The 18,470-nt window shown below is 64.2% G+C and carries 15 protein-coding genes, 2 tRNA genes and 1 riboswitch; of the genes, 3 read left to right on the forward strand and 14 right to left on the reverse strand.

Annotated elements, in window-relative coordinates; genetic code table 11:
* The first annotated feature begins 86 nt into the window (after nucleotides 1–86).
* Complete coding sequence (gene ptsG, locus JW897_RS19390) at nucleotides 87–1,850, forward strand: PTS glucose transporter subunit IIBC (RefSeq protein WP_205467321.1); 1,764 nt, start codon at nucleotides 87–89, stop codon at nucleotides 1,848–1,850.
* Nucleotides 1,851–1,917: 67 nt separating this feature from the next.
* Here the strand turns inward: ptsG and JW897_RS19395 are convergent, their stop codons facing one another.
* From JW897_RS19395 to hppD, 12 genes are all read right to left on the reverse strand, one after another.
* A complete protein-coding gene (locus JW897_RS19395; RefSeq protein WP_197082993.1) occupies nucleotides 1,918–2,715 on the reverse strand; it encodes a Cof-type HAD-IIB family hydrolase in 798 nt (265 codons plus the stop codon).
* A 92-nt stretch (nucleotides 2,716–2,807) separates the two neighbouring features.
* The gene (locus JW897_RS19400; RefSeq protein ID WP_048413425.1) at nucleotides 2,808–3,164 is read right to left on the reverse strand and encodes a carboxymuconolactone decarboxylase family protein; all 357 of its coding nucleotides are present in this window, start codon (nucleotides 3,162–3,164) and stop codon (nucleotides 2,808–2,810) included.
* Between the two features lie 276 nt (nucleotides 3,165–3,440).
* A complete protein-coding gene (locus tag JW897_RS19405) occupies nucleotides 3,441–3,710 on the reverse strand; it encodes a CBU_0592 family membrane protein (protein WP_205467322.1) in 270 nt (89 codons plus the stop codon).
* A gap of 26 nt (nucleotides 3,711–3,736) precedes the next feature.
* Complete coding sequence (locus JW897_RS19410) at nucleotides 3,737–5,749, reverse strand: CocE/NonD family hydrolase (RefSeq protein ID WP_205467323.1); 2,013 nt, start codon at nucleotides 5,747–5,749, stop codon at nucleotides 3,737–3,739.
* Nucleotides 5,746–7,314 carry a BCCT family transporter gene (locus JW897_RS19415; RefSeq protein ID WP_048413422.1) on the reverse strand — a complete coding sequence of 523 codons (1,569 nt, stop codon included), beginning with the start codon at nucleotides 7,312–7,314 and terminating at the stop codon, nucleotides 5,746–5,748. Before JW897_RS19415 ends, JW897_RS19410 begins: the two co-directional genes overlap by 4 nt.
* A gap of 226 nt (nucleotides 7,315–7,540) precedes the next feature.
* Nucleotides 7,541–8,431, reverse strand: a complete 891-nt coding sequence (locus JW897_RS19420; protein WP_205467324.1) for a LysR substrate-binding domain-containing protein — start codon at nucleotides 8,429–8,431, stop codon at nucleotides 7,541–7,543.
* Nucleotides 8,432–8,533: 102 nt separating this feature from the next.
* A tRNA-Phe gene (locus JW897_RS19425) sits at nucleotides 8,534–8,609 on the reverse strand.
* 25 nt (nucleotides 8,610–8,634) lie between these two features.
* Nucleotides 8,635–8,710: transfer RNA gene (locus JW897_RS19430), tRNA-Phe, on the reverse strand.
* Between the two features lie 157 nt (nucleotides 8,711–8,867).
* Nucleotides 8,868–9,512, reverse strand: coding sequence for a maleylacetoacetate isomerase (gene maiA / locus JW897_RS19435; RefSeq protein ID WP_205467325.1), 645 nt, complete (start codon nucleotides 9,510–9,512; stop codon nucleotides 8,868–8,870).
* Nucleotides 9,505–10,488 carry a fumarylacetoacetate hydrolase family protein gene (locus tag JW897_RS19440; RefSeq protein WP_205467326.1) on the reverse strand — a complete coding sequence of 328 codons (984 nt, stop codon included), beginning with the start codon at nucleotides 10,486–10,488 and terminating at the stop codon, nucleotides 9,505–9,507. Before JW897_RS19440 ends, maiA begins: the two co-directional genes overlap by 8 nt.
* Nucleotides 10,489–10,672: 184 nt before the next feature.
* Nucleotides 10,673–11,803 carry a homogentisate 1,2-dioxygenase gene (locus JW897_RS19445; RefSeq protein ID WP_048413418.1) on the reverse strand — a complete coding sequence of 377 codons (1,131 nt, stop codon included), beginning with the start codon at nucleotides 11,801–11,803 and terminating at the stop codon, nucleotides 10,673–10,675.
* Between the two features lie 139 nt (nucleotides 11,804–11,942).
* The gene (gene hppD, locus JW897_RS19450; RefSeq protein ID WP_048413417.1) at nucleotides 11,943–13,016 is read right to left on the reverse strand and encodes a 4-hydroxyphenylpyruvate dioxygenase; all 1,074 of its coding nucleotides are present in this window, start codon (nucleotides 13,014–13,016) and stop codon (nucleotides 11,943–11,945) included.
* A 482-nt stretch (nucleotides 13,017–13,498) separates the two neighbouring features.
* Between hppD and JW897_RS19455 the strand changes: the two genes are divergently transcribed.
* Nucleotides 13,499–13,984 (forward strand): Lrp/AsnC family transcriptional regulator, encoded by a 486-nt coding sequence (locus JW897_RS19455; protein WP_039756263.1) that lies wholly within the window; start codon nucleotides 13,499–13,501, stop codon nucleotides 13,982–13,984.
* A gap of 84 nt (nucleotides 13,985–14,068) precedes the next feature.
* Here the strand turns inward: JW897_RS19455 and metF are convergent, their stop codons facing one another.
* Both metF and ahcY read right to left on the reverse strand, forming a co-directional pair.
* On the reverse strand, nucleotides 14,069–14,905 hold the full coding sequence (metF, locus tag JW897_RS19460; RefSeq protein WP_205467327.1) for a methylenetetrahydrofolate reductase [NAD(P)H]: 837 nt from the start codon (nucleotides 14,903–14,905) through the stop codon (nucleotides 14,069–14,071).
* A 244-nt stretch (nucleotides 14,906–15,149) separates the two neighbouring features.
* On the reverse strand, nucleotides 15,150–16,559 hold the full coding sequence (gene ahcY, locus JW897_RS19465; RefSeq protein ID WP_205467328.1) for an adenosylhomocysteinase: 1,410 nt from the start codon (nucleotides 16,557–16,559) through the stop codon (nucleotides 15,150–15,152).
* A 62-nt stretch (nucleotides 16,560–16,621) separates the two neighbouring features.
* Nucleotides 16,622–16,695, reverse strand: a riboswitch (S-adenosyl-L-homocysteine riboswitch).
* A 79-nt stretch (nucleotides 16,696–16,774) separates the two neighbouring features.
* Between ahcY and JW897_RS19470 the strand changes: the two genes are divergently transcribed.
* A complete protein-coding gene (locus tag JW897_RS19470) occupies nucleotides 16,775–18,412 on the forward strand; it encodes a histidine kinase N-terminal 7TM domain-containing diguanylate cyclase (RefSeq protein WP_082158812.1) in 1,638 nt (545 codons plus the stop codon).
* Nucleotides 18,413–18,470 lie beyond the last annotated feature (58 nt).

An 18,470-nucleotide genomic window follows, 5' to 3' on the forward strand; every position in this document is an offset into this window, starting at 1 on the left:
GAGAATCTCCGGCCATCCGGAGCGATGTGGGGCGGCGAGCGCGCCGCCCGCTATTTCCTACGCTGTTGAGCAAGGAATGAACCACCATGTTTAGTCAATCATTCGCATTTCTGCAAAAGATCGGCAAGGCGCTGATGCTGCCGGTAGCCGTGCTGCCGGTGGCCGGCCTGCTGCTGGGCATAGGCGCCACCGATTTCCACACCCAGAACACCGTCGCGCTGGCCATCCTGTCGCTGATGAAAAACTCCGGCGACGTGATCTTCGGCAATCTGCCGCTGATCTTCGCCGTCGGCGTGGCGCTGGGCTTCACCGAAAACGACGGCGTGGCGGCGATCGCCGCCGTGATCGGCCATCTGGTCACCACCGTCACCCTGGGGGTGATGGCCGGCCTGATGGGAGTCAAGCCCGACACCATCATGGGCCTGCCGTCGATACAGACCGGCGTGTTCGGCGGCATTCTCGCCGGCGGCCTGGCGGCCTATATGTTCAACCGCTTCTACCGGATCAAGCTGCCCGAATACCTGGGCTTCTTCGCCGGCAAGCGCTTCGTGCCCATCATCACCGCCATCAGCGCCATCGCGCTGGGCGTGGCGCTATCCTTCATCTGGCCGCCGATAGGCAACGGCATCAAGAGTTTCTCGCAGTGGGCCGCGGTCAGCGACCCGCGCACCGCCGCCACCGTCTACGGCCTCGTCGAACGGCTGCTGCTGCCCTTCGGCCTGCACCACATCTGGAACGTGCCCTTCTTCTTTGAAATCGGCGCCTTCCCCGACGCGGTCAGCGGCAAGATGATCCATGGCGACATCAACCGCTTCTTCGCCGGCGACCCCACCGCGGGCATCCTGTCCGGCGCCTTCCTGTTCAAGATGTTCGGCCTGCCGGCCGCGGCCATCGCCATCTGGCATTCGGCCAAGCCGGAGAACCGCGTCAAAGTGGGCGGCATCATGATTTCCGCCGCGCTGACCTCCTTCCTGACCGGCATTACCGAACCGATTGAATTCTCCTTCCTGTTCGTGGCGCCGGTGCTCTACCTCCTCCATGCCTGCCTGGCGGCGTCGGCGCAATTCATCGCCAACACCCTGGACATGCACATGGGCTTCACCTTCTCCCAGGGCGGCATCGACTTCCTGATGTTCAACCTGATCGGCGACAAGGCCAAGCACGCCTGGTACGTGTTCATCCTCGGCCCGATCTACGCGGCCATCTACTATGGGGTGTTCCGCTTCGTCATCGCCAAGTTCAACCTGAAGACTCCGGGCCGCGAAGACGAGAGCGCCGACGCCGGCGCGGCGGTCAGCGAGGACGCGCGCGCGCGCGAACTGGTGCTGGCCTTTGGCGGCCGCTCCAACATCAGCAGCCTGGACGCCTGCATCACCCGGCTGCGCATCGCGGTGCGCGAGCCGGCCAAGGTCAACCAGGCCAAGCTCAAGAGCATGGGCGCCTCCGGCGTGGTGGTGGTAGGCAACGGCATCCAGGCCATCTTCGGCCCGCAGTCGGAAAACCTGAAAACCGATATGGAAATCTATCTGCGCGGCGCCGGCGCGGACGCCGAAATCGACGCCCCGGCCAGCGCGCCGGCTCCGACGGCTCCCGCCGCGGCGCCGACGCCCGCCGCCGATCAGAACCAGGCCGCGGCGTTGCGCCAGGCGCTGGGCGGCGCGGCCAATCTGGCCAAGGTGGAAGCCATCGCCCATACCCGCTTGCGCGTGGAGCTGAAACAGGGCGCGCTGTTCAATCAGGACGCCGCTCACGCGGCCGGCGTGGCGGCGATGCAGGAAGTGGCTCCCGGCGTCTGGCACCTGATCGTCGGCGACCGGGCCGCCGGCCTGGCGCAGGCGCTGCAAAGCTGAGCCGACTCAAAACCATGCAAAAACGCCAGCGAGAGCGCTGGCGTTTTTTATTGGGATTCCGTCTAGGCTACAAGGCGAACAACTCGCGCAGATGACGCGCCACGCCGGCCTCGCGATTGCTGCCTATGCGCGGCACATCCGGCAATTGCTCGGCCAGCCGCGCCTGGGCGTTGCCCATCATCCGCGGGTGGCCGGCAGTGCGCAGCAGCTCGATATCGTTCTGACCATCGCCGAAAGCCAGGCAATGCGCCTTGTCCAGGCCCAGATCCGCCAACACCAGCTCCAGCGCGTGGCCCTTGGACACCCCGGGCGCCATCACTTCCAGGCAGTCGTCGGCCGAGAAGGTGATGTACAGCTCGTCGCCGAAAGCCTGGTGCAGCTTGCGCTCCACTTCCAGCAGATACGCGTGCTCGCCGATGTAGAGCACCTTGCCGACGCCCGCGCCGCTGTGTCCGGCCAGGTCGGCCAGTTGATAGCGCAGGCCGGAATCGGCGTGGAAATTGAGCAGGTACTGGCAGGGCTGATCGATCAGCCAGGCGTCGTCCAGATAGAAGTTCAGCACGGTGCCGGCGGCGAACTCCGGCTGCGCCAGCCGGCGCACCAGGACGGGATCGATATCCTGGCGATGCACCAGCTTGTCGTCGGGATCATGCACCCGCGCGCCGTTGGAGGTGATCAGGTGGGCGCGGATGCCCAGCGCCTGACGAATGCCCTGCACGTCCAGATAATGGCGGCCGGTGGCGATGGCGAACCGCACGCCGCGCGCCTGCAAGGCCTGCAAGGTGCTGGCGGTGAAATCGTCCACCGCGTGATTGGGGTCCAGCAAGGTGCCATCCAGATCGGATGCGATGAAGTGATACACCATCAAACTCCCGCGACAACAGAAGCGCACATTATACGCGCGGCCGGCGGCGCTGCCCATCAATGCGAGCGGACGCTTTCTGCTCCGAACCGGGATCAGTTGGGCGCGGCCTCGCCGCCAAACTGCTCATAGGCCTGCAAGGCCTCCGCCGCCGTCATCAAGGACGGGCCGCCGCCCATATAGATAGCCACCTGCAACATCTCCATGAATTCGGCGCGGCTGCAACCCAGTTCCACCAAGGCCTTGGCGTGAAAGGCCAGACAGCCATGGCAACGGTTGGCGATGCCTATCGCCAGCGCGATCAGCTCCTTGGTCCGGTTCGACAAGGCGCCGTCGGCGTGCGCGGCGCGGCTCATCTGGCCGAAGCCCTTCATGGTTTCCGGGATTTCCTTGCGCAGCTTGCTCAACTCCGCGCCCAGTTCCGCGCTTAGATCGGGGTAATGCTGGCTCATGACTGGTCTCCTCGACATAACAATATATATTATATTTAATCATATATTGAAAGATAAAAGCAAGCCGCACGGCGGACCCCAGGCCAAACCCCAAGCTCTGCGGGCGGACCGCATGGCCGGCCTGCCCGCAGCGCCAAGAGCCTGTTCAAAGTCTCGCGAGCAAGGGCGAGACAAGGCGAAAACTAGCGGAAAAGCGGAATGTACACGTGGTACATGAGCATTTCGAAGCGGGTTTCAACGTCGTATCGCCGCAGCGCAGCAGATCGTAAACAGGTTCTAAGCCTCCCCTCTTCCCGGCAAGGCCAGCAAACGCTCCTTGCGCGTCTTGCGCATGCCCACCAGGCTGACGACTATCCACAGCACTTGCGCCAGCAAGGACGCCAGATTGAAGGCATAGCACAGCGAGATCAACAGCAGCATCGCGCCCATCAGATTGAAGCCGCTGTAGCTGTAGTCGCTCAGGTCCACCAGCCTCCATTGCAGCAGGCTGTAGGCCAATAGATAGAAAAACACGCCGATCAGCCCTATCCAGTCATACCACATCATGACGCCCCTCCTTGAGGAGTCCCGCCCTATTGGACGCGGCGCGGCACATCCTCGTCCCACTCCCGCCGCAGCAGCAACTGCTCCCCCTCCCAGGCGCTTTGCCGCGCCTGGATGCGAAACCGGCCGGCGTCCGCCGTCAGCGTCAACTCGCTGTCCACTCTGACCCACCAATCGCCGCGACCCGCGCTATAGCTCCACTTCACCGCGCCGCTGGCCGACAAGGGCCGATCGGGCAGAATGCGGTAGATTTCCTCGCAGCTTTGCGCCACTTCCAAGCCGTGGTCGTCAAAACGATAGTGGCCGAAATCGTCGCGGATCACGGTGCGCACCTCCCCGCTCATCGCGTCCTCGATGATTTCTCGGCTGTTGGCGGGAGGACGCAAATAACTCAAGGCCAGCGGCGGCGCGGCTTCCGGCGCGGCAAACGGTTGCGCCGCCTCGGTGCTCAGGTCATGCACCGGCAGGCTGAGCTCGGCGCTAGCCAAGTCCAAGCTCAGCCGGGCATGATCGGCCGCCGGCCAGATCAGCGGGAAGTAGGCGCTGGAAACGCTCAGCCGCAGCCGATGGCCCGCCGGCAGACAGTAGCCGCAATCGTCCAGTTGCAGCCGAATCTCCATCCACTCGCCCGGCGTCACCGCCTGCGGCTGTTGATAGCCGTCGCGCAAGGCCAGATTCAACACCCCGTAACTGATGCGGGTCGCCGCCCCGTCCGGCGCCACGTCGTTGAGCCGCACCGCCAGTTGACCGCTGGGACTATCGCACTTCAAACGCAGCTGCAGCAGCGGCGCGCCCAACAGCGGCAGCTCCCGCTCCAACGCCCGGCTGTCGAACACCAGCGAACCGGCGTCGTCGCGGCGCTGATCCAGCGGAAACTCCGGCCCCAGCCAGATCACGCAATATTCGCCGCAGGCGGCGCCGGTGCTCAGCGGCGAGCGGATGCCAAGCTCGCCGGCATCGGAAGCCCCCGGCCGCAATTCCCCGGCGGCGCCCAGCCCCCATTGCTGCAGGCGGACATGCGGGCTGGGCCAGGCCGGGTCGCGCAGCCAGACACCCGGACGCTCGGCATAGCTGGCTTGCGGCGGCGCCGCGTCTTGCAGATACAGCGTCACCGGGTCTTCGGCCATGATGCCGGTGTCGACATCCTTCAACCAGTAGTCCCACCAGCGCAGCGCTTCCTGCAAAAAACCGATCGCCGGATCCGGCACCGCGAAGTGCGGATACTTGTGGGCCCACGGGCCGATCAGCGCTTTTTTCGGACAGCTCAATTGCTGCATCATCCGGCCGACGGCGTTGTGGTAGGCGTCGCCCCAGCCGCCCACCGCGTAGACGGCGGCCTTGATGGCGCCGTAATCGGCGCAGATGGAGCCATGCCGCCAATAGTCATCGTCGGTCTGGTGGCTCAGCCAGGTCTTGAGCAGCAGCGGCATCCGCTCCAGCCTTTGCAGCCAGCGTTCGCGCCAGGCCTCGCCCACCAGCAGCGGATCGGGCGCGGCGGCGCAGTAACTGAGCATGGTGCCGGCCCAGCCCAGGTTCTCCAGCAATAAAGCGCCGCCCTTGTAATGGATGTCGTCGGCGTAGCGATGATCGGTGGAGCATAAGGTGATGACGGCCTTCAAGGCCTCCGGCTGGCGGGCGGCCACTTGCAGGCTGTTGAAGCCGCCCCAGGAAATGCCCATCATGCCGACCTTGCCGCTGCACCAGGGCTGCGCGGCGATCCAGGCGATCACTTCCAAGGCGTCGTCCTGCTCCTGCCGCAAGTACTCATCGACGAACTCGCCGTCGGATTCGCCGCAGCCGCGCATATCCACCCGCAGGCAGGCGTAGCCGTGGCCGGCGAAATACGGGTGGGTCAGCTGATCGCGCACCGCGGTGCCGTCGCGTTTTCTATAAGGCAGGTATTCCAGAATCGCCGGCACCGGCCTGGCTTCGGCGTCCCGCGGCAGCCACATCCGCGCCGCCAGTCGGCAGCCGTCGGCTAGCGTGATGGTGAAGTGCTCCACTTCCCGAATGGCGTGCGGAAACTGAGTAATGGTTTTCATGACTGAGACTCCTTGGCGACCGCGGACGCCTCGCTAGCGGACAAACGCTCCAGCTTGCCGGAATTCACCAGCGCGATGAGCGACAGCATGCAGCCCATGACGATGAGCAAGGCCGGCAGGCCACCGAGATTGGACATCATTTTTACGCCGTCGACGCCGCCGGCGTAGCTGGTCATCACCCAGGACACCAGGCCGATCACGCCACCCCACACGATCTTCATGCTCTTGCCGGCTTTCTCGGCGCTGTCGGCGTAAAAGCCGGAGGTGCACAAATTGCTGATGGCGTCGGTATTGCTGTCCGCCGCGGTGACGTAGTTGAGAAATGCGATGAACACCACCGCGGCCACCATGATTTCGCTCATCGGCAGCTGACGGATGATGGTGTACAGCACATTCTCCACGCCCTGCTGCTCCAGCACGTTTTTGAGCAGGCCGGCCTGGCCCAGGTCTATGGAGAGGGCGGTGCCGCTGAAAATCATGATCCACAGCGCGGTAAAGCCGGCCGGCAGCAGCAAATTCATCACAATCACTTCGCGCACGGTGTAGCCGCGGGAGATCTTGCCCAGAAACATGGCGCTGATCGGCGCCCAGGCAAACCATACCGCCCAGTAGAAGATGGTCCAGGAGCCGGCCCAGCCGTCCTGGCTGGCGGCGCCGGTGGACAGGCTTAGCCGGAAGAACTGGTTCAGATAGTTGCCGAACGATTCCAGGCCAAACGCCAGGATGAAGGTGGTGGGCCCAAAGATCAGCAAAAAGCCGGCCAACGCCAGCAAGATCCAGGTATTGATGCTGGACAACCAGGTCAGCCCGCGCTGCAGGCCGCTGAGCGCGGAGCAGACAAAGGTCACCACAATGGCGGCGATGACCAGCCCGAGGCTGAACGGACTGGCGGGCAGCGGCAGATATTGATTGATGCCGCCCACCAGCGCCAGCGCGCCGGTGCCCAGGCTGGAAGCCATGCCGGCCACCAAGGCGTACAAGGCCAGCGCGTCTATCAAGTGCCCGCTGCGGCCGCCCACCCGGCGCCCCAGCAAGGGCTGCAACATGCTGCCCACCGAGAACGGCAGCTTAAGGTTGTAAAACACCAGGCCGAACAACAGCGCCGGCACGGTGTAAATCGCGTAAGGGGTAAACGTCCAGTGCAGAAACATCGCCGACATGGCGAAACTGGCGGCCTCCGCGCTGCCGGCGCTCAGGCCATACGCCGCCGGCGGGTAGTACAGGTGGTAAATCGGCTCGGCCGAGGTCCAGAACAGCACCCCCACCGCCATGGTGGTCATCAAGGTGACGGCGAACCAGCGCTTGCGGCCCAGCAGCGGTTGAGCGGCCTCGCCTCCAATGCGCAGCTTGCCTATCGGCGAGAAATAGACCCAGCCACAGGTCAGCAGCAAGCTGAAGCTGGCCAGACTGAACAACCAGGAAAAGTGGCCGAGTATCCATTTGTTGGCGCCGCTGGCCAGGTGGAGAAAAGCGGGCAGGTCGAGATAGCTGAGCAGCAAGGCCGCCAGCAGCAGTAAGAAAGTGGGCCAGAACACCAGCGGCTTGATGCGATGATGGCGATGCATGGTTGGTCTCCTCTATGGAGCCTGCCGCCGCTGTCGCCCCGGGGGCTGCCGATCTAAAGCCGGCGCGGCTTGCTGACAGGCCGGGGCTTCTGCCCTGGCCTGGCCAGTGTCGGCGATACATCCCGCCCGGGACAAACGATAGTTTTAGATAGATCTATGTTGCGCGCTCATCAATCCGCCCGCGCCAGCCGCACACCGCGGGGACGCCCGCCGCCCCCTGCCGCCGTCATCGCGCCACCACCAGCGAGGCCAGCCAGTCGGCGAACAGCCGGGTCGCCGGTTTGAGTTGCCGCCGCTCCGGCCGCAGCAGATAAAAAGCGCCGCTCATCATCACCTTGGCGTCCGCCGCCATCACCAGCGCGCCGCTGGCCAGATAGCTGTCGATCAGATGCGCCCAGGCCAACGCCACCCCCTGCCCGGCCAGCGCGGCCTGCACCGCCAAGTGGTGATTGGTCACGCTCAACTGCCTGGCCGCCGGCCGCCAGGCGATGCCTTGGGCTGCAAACCATTGCGGCCAGTTGAACCAGTCCCGCAGGCCGCCATCCATGGTGATCAGCGTCTCGTCCAACAAGGCCGTCGCCGACGCCGGCCCGGCCGGCAAGTAAGCCGGGCTGCAGACCGCGTACATCTGTTCATCGAACAAGGCCACCGCATTGGCCGTCCTGGGGGGCTGGCGGAAATAGTAAACGCCGAGATCGAATTCGCCCGCCTGCAATTCCTGGACATCATCGTTGGCCAGGATGCGGATGGAGAGATCCGGCTGCGCTTGGCGAAAGGCGGACAGATGGGGCATCAGCCATAAGGAGGCGATCGCGGTGGAACAGGCCACCGTGACCTGCTTGTCTTGCTGCCAATGCATCAGGCTGGCGGTGGCCGCGACCAATTGCTCCAAGGCGGCGCGGACCTCGTCCAGATACTGCGCGCCGGCCGGGGTCAGCTCCACCTTGCGGGTGCCGCGCTGCAGCAGCTTGCAGCCCAGGTAGTCCTCCAGCAGCAGCAACTGGCGGCTGACCGCGCCTTGCGACAGATTCAGCTCCGCGGCGGCCAGGGTAAAGCTGGAGAGCCGGGCCACGGCTTCGAAGGCGATCAGGGTATACAGGGGAGGCAGCGGTTTCATCGCCGCATTATGACATGCGCCCGGCCAGAACCAGGTCCGGGGCGAACTGCCGCCGCCGCAATGCGAAAAGCCGAACTCGAGGAGTTCGGCTTTTCAGGTATCTGGTGGCCAGTCGCGGAATCGAACCACGGACACGCGGATTTTCAATCCGCTGCTCTACCAACTGAGCTAACTGGCCGACGGGTGCTGAAGCAAGGCGGTGATGGTGGCCAGTCGCGGAATCGAACCACGGACACGCGGATTTTCAATCCGCTGCTCTACCAACTGAGCTAACTGGCCATCACTGCTGCGCTGTCGCGCCGTCAGAGCCACGCATTTAATCAGAGGACGAATTCAGAGTCAAGGAATAATTGCAAAAAAACGAGAGGCCGCCGCGCTGGAAAAACAAGCGGGCCGGTCGCTCCAAACGACCGGCCCGCCGGATCAAAGACTTAGATCAGATCGCGTCCGGCTGGCGGGACGGGTGCGCGTCCGCGAAAGCCGGCAGTTGCTCCAGCGCGTCCGCAACGCGGGCGATGTTCGGATAGGCCGTCAGGTCCACGCCGAAACGGCGGGCGCTGAACACCTGCGGCAGCAGGCAGACATCGGCCAGCGTCGGCTGCTCGCCCGCCGCGTAGCGGCTCGGCGATTCGGCCAGCACTTGCTCCAGCGCGTCGAAGCCGGTGCGGATCCAGTGCCGTATCCACTCCGCCTTGCCCTCCTCGTCCTTGCCGTACTCGGTCTGCAGATACTTGCCGACCCGGGTGTTCTGCAAGGGGTGGATGTCGGCGGCGATGGCCAGCGCCAGCGCGCGTACCCGCGCCCGCGCCGCCGCGCCGGCCGGCAGCAGCCGCGGCGTATCCGGATAGGCTTCGTCCAGGTACTCGCAGATGGCCAGCGACTGCGCGATCTTGACCCCGCCGTCGTCCAGCAGCGGCACCAGGCCTTGCGGGTTGATCGCCAGGTAGTCGGGACTGCGCTGCTCGCCCTTGAGCAGATTGACCGGCTGGTAACGGTAATCCAGCCCCTTGAGATTCAGCGCGATGCGCACCCGGTAGGCGGCGCTGGAGCGGAAATAACCGTACAGCACGCGCTCAGTCATGCTTCACCACGGTCTGTTCGATGGCGCCGAAGACGCTGGCGCCGGCGGCGTCCTTCATCTCGATGCGCACGCGGTCGCCCACTTTCATGAACGGAGTCGTCGGCGCGCCGCTCTCTATGGTCTCTATCATCCTTTGCTCCGCCAGGCAGCAGGAACCGACGCTGCGGTCGTGATTGGACACGGTGCCGGAGCCGATGATGGAGCCGGCGGCCAGTTCGCGGGTCTTGGCCACGTGCGCCACCAGCTGCGGGAAGCTGAACTGCATTTCCACGCCGGCGTTGGGATGGCCGTAAGGCGCGCCGTTGTACTCCACCAGCAGCGGCAGATGCGCCTTGCCGTCGCGCCAGGCCGCGCCCAGCTCGTCCGGAGTCACCGCCACCGGCGAGAAGGCGGTGGCCGGCTTGCTCTGGAAGAAGCCGAAGCCCTTGGCCAGCTCGTTGGGAATCAGATTGCGCAGGCTGACGTCGTTGACCAGCATCAGCAGGCGGATCCGGCCGGCGCAGGCGGCGGCGTCGGCGCCCAGCGGCACGTCGCCGGTGATCACCGCCACCTCGCCTTCGAAGTCCAGCCCCCAGGCCTCGTCGCGCAGCGGTATCGGCGCCAGCGGCGGCAGGAAGGCGTCGGAGCCGCCCTGGTACATCAGCGGATCATGATAAAAGCTGGCCGGCACTTCCGCGCCGCGCGCCTTGCGCACCAGTTCCACGTGGTTCAGGTAAGCGCTGCCGTCCGCCCATTGATAGGCGCGCGGCAACGGGCTGTGGCAGCGTTGCGGCTCGAAGGCAAAGGCGCCCGGCACCTCGCCGGCGTTGAGCGCGACGTAGACCTCCTGCAGCCGCGGCGCCAGCGCGTCCCAGCCGTCCAGCGCCTGTTGCAGGCTGGCGGCGATCTGCGGCACCGCCACCGCGCGGGACAGGTCGCGGCTGACGACCAACAACTGGCCGTCGCGGGTTTGATTCTGATAAGTGGCGAGTTTCATCTTCTATTCTTTCTGCAGCTGGGCAGCTGAAATTCCAGTGATACGGTATGACATGAAAGCTTCGTTTGAGGAGCATTTCGTCGCGAGCGGGCTGAGGTCGAAACGAGAAGCGCAGCGGTACAACTGGTACCGCGAGCATCACAGTTTCGAGATCAGCCTGCGCAGTAGAAATGAACTCAAACAATCAGGGCTTGGGTTTCCAGCTGTCCACATACTGGGCCCACTCCACCTCCGGCATCTGCGGCCCCTGCTCCAGCGCGTCGCGCGCGTCTATCATCACCGCCACTTCGTCGGTAAAGGTCTTGGGATTCGTCATCGCCTTGGCGAAGGCCTTGGGATGCGGCCCGTGAGTGAAGCCCGCCGGGTGGAAGGTCAGCATGCCGGGCTTGATGTTGTCGCGGCTGAAGAAGTCGCCGGCGTGGTAGAAGATCACTTCGTCGTAATCGTCGTTGTTGTGATAGAACGGGACCTTCAAAGCGCCGGGATCGGACTCTATCGGCCGCGGCACGAAGGTGCAGATCACGAAGCCGTCGGCGACGAAGGTGGTGTGCGCCGACGGCGGCAAGTGGTAGCGATGGCTCATCAGCGGCCGGATGTCGCGCCAGTTGATGCGGGCGACGGAATGGTTGCCGTGCCAGCCTATCGCGTCCAGCGGATTGAACGGGTAGGTCACGGTGGACAGCGCGCCGCGACGCTTGATCACCACCTGCCACTCGTCCTCGGTCTGCTGCGCGCGGAAGGCGTCGTCGATGGCCGGCACGTCCAGCATCGCCTCGTCGAAGATGGCGTGCGGCCCGACCAGGCCCTTGTCCGGCAATTGATAAGCGCCGTTGCTGGCTTCGATCAGCAGCATGGTGGTGGGCGCGGCCGGCTCGATGCGCCAGCTGGTGGAGCGCGGCATCAGGATGTAGTCGCCGTCGCGATAGCTCAGATGGCCGTAATCGCAGAACAACTCGCCGCTGCCGGCGTGGATGAACAGCATGTCGTCGCCGTCGCCGTTGCGGAACAGCTGGGTCATCGGCTGATCCACGCTCCAGATGCGCAGCTTGCACTGGGCGTTGTGCAGCACCAGCGGCGCCGCCCAGGGCGCGGCGACGTTCTTGGGCAGCTCGTTCAGGTCAAAGGCGCGCGGACGCAGCGGGCCCTCCCAGGCGCTCCAGCCGGTGGGCGGATGCTTGTGGTGCAGATGAGTGGCGGGACCGAAAAAACCGCTGCGCCCCACTTCGCGCTCGTAGATGGCCGCATCCGGGAAATCGGCGTGGGCCTGGCGCGAGACGGTGCCTTCGCGATGGGGGTACTGAATCCATTTACGCATGATGTGTCCTTCACTCCCGCCGCCCGGGCGGCGGGATGGCATCGATGAAGCGCGGGCTTGAGCGGCGGCGCGGCGCGTTTCGCTTCCGCTGCCGCAACGCCTTGTTTCGCCTCAGCCCGCGAGATCGCGAACCGCTTCTTTAGATCACGCCGCGGCGGATCTGGTCCTCTTCGATCGACTCGAACAGGGCGCGGAAGTTGCCCTCGCCGAAGCCCTCGTTGCCCTTGCGCTGAATGATCTCGAAGAAGATCGGGCCGATCACGGTTTCGGTGAAGATCTGCAGCAGGATGCCGGCGCCGTCCACCGGCGCGCCGTCCACCAGGATATGGTTCTTGTGCAGGCGCGCCAGGTCCTCGCCGTGCCCGGGCACGCGCACGTCCACCTTTTCATAATAGGTGTCCGGGGTGTCGAGGAAGCGGGTGCCGGCGGCTTTCAGCGTTTCCACGGTCTGGTAAATGTCGCGAGTGGTCAGCGCGATGTGCTGGATGCCTTCGCCGTGGTATTCGCGCAGGAATTCCTCGATCTGGCTCTTGTCGTCGGAGGATTCGTTGATCGGGATGCGGATCTTGCCGCAGGGGCTGGTCATCGCCTGGGACACCAGGCCGGTGAGCTTGCCCTCGATGTCGAAATAACGGATTTCGCGGAAGTTGGCGATATCAGTGTAGAAACCCGCCCACTTGGCCATATTGCCGCGGAACACATTGTGAGTCAGGTGATCGATCTCGTACAGGCCCACGCCTTGCGGATGCTGGTCGACGCCGTCCAGCGGCAGGAAGTCCACGTCGTAGATGCTGTGCTCCGGGCCGTAGCGGTCGACGAAATACAGCGCCGAGCCGCCGATCCCCTCCACCGCCGGAATATTCAGCTCCATGAAGCCGATCGGGCGCTCGTATTTCTTGGCGCCGTGGGCCAGCGCGTATTCATAGGCCTTGGCCGCGTCCTTGACGCGCCACGCCATCGCACAAGCCGACGGACCGTGCTCGCGGCCGAAGGCGTTGGCGGGCTGCGACGACTCGCCGTTCAGAATGAAATTGATGTCGCCCTGGCGGAACAGACTGACGTTCTTGCTGCGGTGGCGCGCCACTTCGCTGAAGCCCAGGGACAGGAACAGGGCCTTGAGCTTGGCGATGCCTTCGGCGTTGGGCGCGGTGTATTCGACAAATTCAAAGCCGTCGGTGGCCAGGGGGTTTTTCAGCATGGTTTCCATTTTCATCTGTTTCTCCTGTTGTAGATGAGTGTGCGCCGGTTTGCGGCGAGCGGAAGTCGAGCGCCGCTCTGAACTGGCGACTTGGTCTTGTGGTCCGCGCAACAAGCTTGTTTATTCACAATTAACAGTAGCTTTTGATGGCATGTCTTGTGATAGTCTTGTCATGACATGTTGTAAAAAGCCCTGCGCAACGCATTTGGCTTCGCGTGGAAAAGTCGGAAGGGAAAAGACTGATGGGGAGAAAGGCGCTTGCCGCGCGCTGGTTTAGCCTGCCGTGACGAGCGGCAAGCTTCTCCTCAAAATGTGAATCTTATCTCCGCCGTCTTATTCACTCGACAAACCCCGGTGCTTTTTTAGCGCCGTGTGTAGAATGCGTTTTTAGGCTTTTTATTCTATGGAAACTACGGGGCAATTTTCTTGCTAAATACCAAGAAACCAGTAATAACTAAGTATAAAACACTAATATTTTGCCTCTTTTAGGAGAAAACATGCCAAGTCTTACATTAGATAAGACAGACTTGCGTATTCTGGCCGAACTACAACATGACGGCCGCTTAACCAATGTGGAATTAGCAGAACGGGTGGCCCTGTCTCCATCCCCTTGCCTGCGCCGTCTGAAGCAGCTGGAGGAGTCCGGCGTGATCCGCCAATACGTGGCGCTGCTGGACCCGGCCCGCATCGGCCTGGGCCTGCAGGCCTGGGTCAGGGTCACGCTGGAAAAGCGCGGCAACGCGCATTTGCAAAGCTTCATCGAAGCGGTGCAAAGCTGGCAGGAAGTCATCAACTGCTTTGCGATGACCGGCGAGATGGACTATCTGCTGCAAGTGTATTTCGAGGACATGGAGCACTTTTCGCGCTTCGTGATGGACGAGCTGTTGCAGCACCCCGGTGTCGCCGACGTGAAGTCCAGCTTCGTGCTCAAGGAGATCAAGCGGACGACTTCACTGCCGCTCGGCCAACTGCGTGGCCTTTAAGGCGGAGCGGCCTTGCGCCGCGTGCGGATTTGAAACAGAACGGCCCGGAACTCCGGGCCGTTTTGCATGGGAAAGCGTACCGACTCACAAACCCAGCCGTTGCCAGATGGTGGACACCAGCCCGGCCTGGTTCAGCGTGTAGAAGTGCAGGCCCGGCGCGCCGTGCTGCAGCAGCCGATCGCACAGCTCGGTCACCACGTCCAGGCCCAACGCGCGGATGGAGGCGCTGTCGTCGTAATAAGCCTGCATGCGCTGGCGCAGCCAGCGCGGCACTTCCGCGCCGCACATGTCGGAAAAACGACACAGTTGCCCGAAATTGGAAATCGGCATGACGCCCGGAACGATGGGAATATTCACGCCGCGCGCCTGCGCTTCGTCGATGAAGCGGAAATAGGCGTCGGCGTTGAAGAAATACTGGGTCATCGCCGAATTGGCGCCGGCGTTGACCTTGCGCACGAAGTTGTTGATGTCGTCCTCGGCCGAGCGCGCCTGCGGGTGGAATTCCGGATAGGCGGCCACCTCGATGTGGAAATGGTCGCCGTGCTCGGCGCGGATGAACTCCACCAGCTCGTTGGCGTAACGGAACTCGCCGGCCGCCACCATGCCGGACGGAATGTCGCCGCGCAGCGCGACGATGTGGCGGATGCCGTTGTTGCGGTATTCCTTGAGGATGGCGCCGATGTTCTCGCGGGTGGAGCCGATGCAGGACAGGTGCGGCGCGGCGGCGTGGCCTTCGCTGCGGATTTCCAGCACCGTCGCCAGCGTGCCGTCGCGGGTGGTGCCGCCGGCGCCGAAGGTGACGGAAAAGAACTGCGGCTTGAACTGGGCCAATTGCTGGCGCGTGGTGCGCAGCTTGGCGATGCCTTCCGGGGTCTTGGGCGGAAAGAATTCGAAACTGAAGGTTCGGCTCTGTGCTGTCATGGTCTCTCTGCATCTCCCTGCGGGAGACTCCTTTGTTTTTTAGAGCGGCTAAGCAACCCCTGACGCTGCGTTGCGCCGACTTGCCGTACTCAAGTACTGCCTGCGTCGGCGCGCCTTGCCTCAGACGTGAAACTGAGTTTGTTAGCCGCTCTTATTAGAATGATCGCGATCCGCAGCAGCGGACAAAAAAAAAACGGACAGCACCATTCTAATAGCCCTGTCCGCTTTTTTATCGTTATAAAAATCAATAACGATAGTGATCCGGCTTATAAGGGCCTTGCTTGGGCACGCTGATGTAGGCGGCCTGTTCGTCGGACAGCTCGGTCAGCCGGGCGCCGATGCGGCCCAGGTGCAAGCGCGCCACCTTCTCGTCCAGATGCTTGGGCAACACATACACCTGTTTGCCGTATTGCAGGCCGTTGGCGAAGATTTCCACCTGCGCCAGCACCTGGTTGGTGAAGGAGTTGGACATCACGAAGCTGGGGTGGCCGGTGGCGCAACCCAGATTGACCAGCCGGCCTTCGGCCAGCAGGATCACCCGTTTGCCGTCCGGGAAGATGATGTGGTCCACCTGCGGCTTGATATTGTCCCACTGGTACTGGCGCAGGCTGGCGACTTCGATCTCGCTGTCGAAATGGCCGATATTGCAGACGATGGCGTTGTTGCGCATCTTCTTCATGTGCTCGTGGGTGATCACGCCGACGTTGCCGGTGGCGGTGACGAAGATGTCGGCCTGGTCGGCCACTTCGTCCATGCGCACCACGCGGTAGCCCTCCATCGCCGCCTGCAGCGCGCAGATCGGATCCACCTCGGTCACCCACACCGTGGCGCCCAGGCCGCGCAGGCTCTGCGCGCAACCCTTGCCCACGTCGCCGTAGCCCAGCACCACCGCCACCTTGCCGGCCACCATCACGTCGGTGGCGCGCTTGATGCCATCCACCAGCGATTCGCGGCAGCCGTAGAGGTTGTCGAACTTGGACTTGGTCACCGAATCGTTGACGTTGAAGGCCGGGAACGGCAGCCGCCCTTCCTTCTCCAGCTGATACAGGCGGTGCACGCCGGTGGTGGTTTCCTCGGTCACGCCCTTGATGTGCTGGAGGCGCTTGGAATACCACTGCGGGTCTTTTTCCAGATAACGGGCAATGGCGGCGAACAGCGCGGTCTCCTCCTCGTTGGACGGATGGCTGATCGCGCCGCGGTCGCTTTCCGCCTTGCTGCCCAGCATCAGCAGCAAGGTGGCGTCGCCGCCGTCGTCCAGAATCATATTGGCCGGCTCCTGCTCCGGCCATTCGAAGATCTTGTGGCTGAACTCCCAGTACTCGTCCAGGCTCTCGCCCTTGAAGGCGAACACCGGGATGCCGGCCGCGGCGATGGCGGCGGCGGCGTGATCCTGGGTGGAGAAGATGTTGCAAGAGGCCCAGCGCACTTCCGCGCCCAGCGCCACCAGGGTCTCGATCAAGACCCCGGTCTGTATCGTCATGTGCAGGCTGCCGGCGATGCGCGCGCCGCGCAGGGGCTGGCTGTGTCGGTGCTCGTCGCGCAGGGCCATCAGGCCCGGCATCTCGGTTTCGGCAATCGCCAGTTCCTTGCGGCCCCAGTCGGCCAGATTGATATCGGCAACATGAAAATCAGTGAAATCAGCCATCGCGAGCATTCCTTGGTTCACGCGGCCGGCCAGGATGCGGCTCACCCGCTCCCGTGCCCGGCACGGTTTTGATCAGGTGAGCGCCGTTGAAGCGGGAGCGGCCCGAGCCTGGGGATGGATCATCCTCGCAGCGCCCCTCGGGCCGACCGGACGCCGGTGGCGTGGACACGCGGACGGCGACGTTTCGATTATACCTATGCCGCTCGGAAAAGGTAGGAGTCCGCATGCCAAGAAGATACACTACCGGCTTGCCGATTCATCGCCGCCCCATGACTTTCGACTTCACCCCGCTGGCCGCCCTGTCCGGGATCGCCGCGCTGATTTCCACCGCCATCGCCGCCATCGCCTGGTATCGCCGCCAGTTTCCCGGCGTGCGCTGGCTGGCGCTGCTGATGAGCTCGGTGGCGTTCTGGTCCGCCGGCGCGATGTGCGAGCTGGCCGCCGCCAGCCTGTCGGCCAAGATCGCCTGGTCCAAGCTGGAATACCTGGGCACCTTGAGCACCCCGGTGCTGTTCCTGCTGCTGGCGCTGGACTACAACCGCATCCAGCTGAGCCGGCGCTGGCTAGCCGCGCTGTTCGCGCTGCCGCTGCTCTGCTTCGTCCTGGCGCTCAGCAACGAGAGCCACCACCTGGTGTGGACCGGCTACCGGCCCAGCCCCTCCGGCTACAATCTGCTGATCTACGGTCACGGCCCGGCGTTCTGGATCGGCGTCGCCGGCTACTCCTATCTGATGATGCTGATCGGCTCGCTGATGCTGATCCGCGCACTGCATTACTACCCGGCCCACTTCCGCGGCCAGTCCATCGTGCTGATGGCCAGCGCCTGCGCGCCCTGGCTGGGCAACGTCCTCTACCTGAGCGGCGCCATGCCCTTGCAGGGCCTGGACCCGACGCCGCTGGCCTTCGCCGTCACCGGCCTGGTGTTCGCGCTGGACCTGCTCTATCTGCGCCTGCTCTATCTGGTGCCGGTGGCGCGCGCGCGCTCCTTCGAGGCCATGGGCGACGGGGTGCTGGTGATAGACGACGAGCTGCGCATCCTGGACCTCAACCCGGCCGCCGCGCGGCTGCTGGGCCGGCCCGGCCGCCAGCTGCTGGGTCAGCCCTTGCCGGCGGACTGGCCGCGGGAACCTATCCTGAGCGGCCGGGAGCAATCCTTGGAGCTGTCCTTGCAAGACGGCGCGCGCATCCTGGACCTGCGCGTGTATCCTATCGCCCAACATCCTCAACCCCACTCCAGCCGCATGCTGGTGGCGCGCGACATCACCGAGCGGCGCCGGGCCGAAGAAGCGCTGCGCGGCGCCAACCAGACCCTGGCCTTGCGCATCGCCGAAATCGAAGCGCTGCAGGCGGCGCTGCGCGAGCAGGCCTTGCGCGACCCGCTGACCGGCCTGTACAACCGCCGTTATCTGGACGACGCCTTCGCCCGCGAACTGAGCCGCGCCCGCCGCGACGGCGCGCCGCTCAGCATCGCGCTGATCGATCTGGACGACTTCAAACGCATCAATGACAGCTTCGGCCATTACTTCGGCGACGAGGTCTTGCGCCGCCTGTCCGCGTTGCTGGCCGAAGACGGCCGCGGCGGCGACATCCTCTGCCGGCTGGGCGGCGAGGAATTCCTGGTGCTGATGCCCGGCGCGGACGGCGAGCAGGCCCTGCGCCGCGCCGAGGGCTGGCGCTCAGCCTTCCAGCGGCTGCCGCACGGCGCCGGCGACGACAGTTTCTGCGCCACCTTTTCCTGCGGCCTGGCCGCCTTCCCGCTGCACGCGGACAACCCGGCCGCGCTGTACCAGGCCGCGGACCGGGCCCTGTACGCGGTCAAGGCCGGCGGCAAAAACGCCTGCCGGCTGAGCGCGGCTCTTTAATCAGGACAAAAAAAACGCCTGTCCGCGGACAGGCGTTTCTCGGCGCGAAGCCTAACGC

It is taken from the genome of Chromobacterium alkanivorans, assembly GCF_016937655.1.
Taxonomy (GTDB): Bacteria; Pseudomonadota; Gammaproteobacteria; order Burkholderiales; family Chromobacteriaceae; genus Chromobacterium; species Chromobacterium alkanivorans.

Bases quoted from the DNA above. Each gene is read 5' to 3' on its own strand.
- ptsG (WP_205467321.1), top strand. From the start codon at position 87: ATGTTTAGTCAATCATTCGCATTTCTGCAAAAGATCGGCAAGGCGCTG.
- JW897_RS19400 (WP_048413425.1), bottom strand. From the start codon at position 3,164: ATGAGCCAGCATTACCCCGATCTAAGCGCGGAACTGGGCGCGGAGTTG.
- maiA (WP_205467325.1), bottom strand. From the start codon at position 9,512: ATGACTGAGCGCGTGCTGTACGGTTATTTCCGCTCCAGCGCCGCCTAC.
- JW897_RS19420 (WP_205467324.1), bottom strand. From the start codon at position 8,431: ATGAAACCGCTGCCTCCCCTGTATACCCTGATCGCCTTCGAAGCCGTG.
- JW897_RS19440 (WP_205467326.1), bottom strand. From the start codon at position 10,488: ATGAAACTCGCCACTTATCAGAATCAAACCCGCGACGGCCAGTTGTTG.
- ahcY (WP_205467328.1), bottom strand. From the start codon at position 16,559: ATGCTCGCGATGGCTGATTTCACTGATTTTCATGTTGCCGATATCAAT.
- JW897_RS19410 (WP_205467323.1), bottom strand. From the start codon at position 5,749: ATGAAAACCATTACTCAGTTTCCGCACGCCATTCGGGAAGTGGAGCAC.
- JW897_RS19415 (WP_048413422.1), bottom strand. From the start codon at position 7,314: ATGCATCGCCATCATCGCATCAAGCCGCTGGTGTTCTGGCCCACTTTC.
- JW897_RS19470 (WP_082158812.1), top strand. From the start codon at position 16,775: ATGCCAAGAAGATACACTACCGGCTTGCCGATTCATCGCCGCCCCATG.
- JW897_RS19445 (WP_048413418.1), bottom strand. From the start codon at position 11,803: ATGCGTAAATGGATTCAGTACCCCCATCGCGAAGGCACCGTCTCGCGC.
- metF (WP_205467327.1), bottom strand. From the start codon at position 14,905: ATGACAGCACAGAGCCGAACCTTCAGTTTCGAATTCTTTCCGCCCAAG.
- JW897_RS19455 (WP_039756263.1), top strand. From the start codon at position 13,499: ATGCCAAGTCTTACATTAGATAAGACAGACTTGCGTATTCTGGCCGAA.
- JW897_RS19395 (WP_197082993.1), bottom strand. From the start codon at position 2,715: ATGGTGTATCACTTCATCGCATCCGATCTGGATGGCACCTTGCTGGAC.
- JW897_RS19405 (WP_205467322.1), bottom strand. From the start codon at position 3,710: ATGATGTGGTATGACTGGATAGGGCTGATCGGCGTGTTTTTCTATCTA.
- hppD (WP_048413417.1), bottom strand. From the start codon at position 13,016: ATGAAAATGGAAACCATGCTGAAAAACCCCCTGGCCACCGACGGCTTT.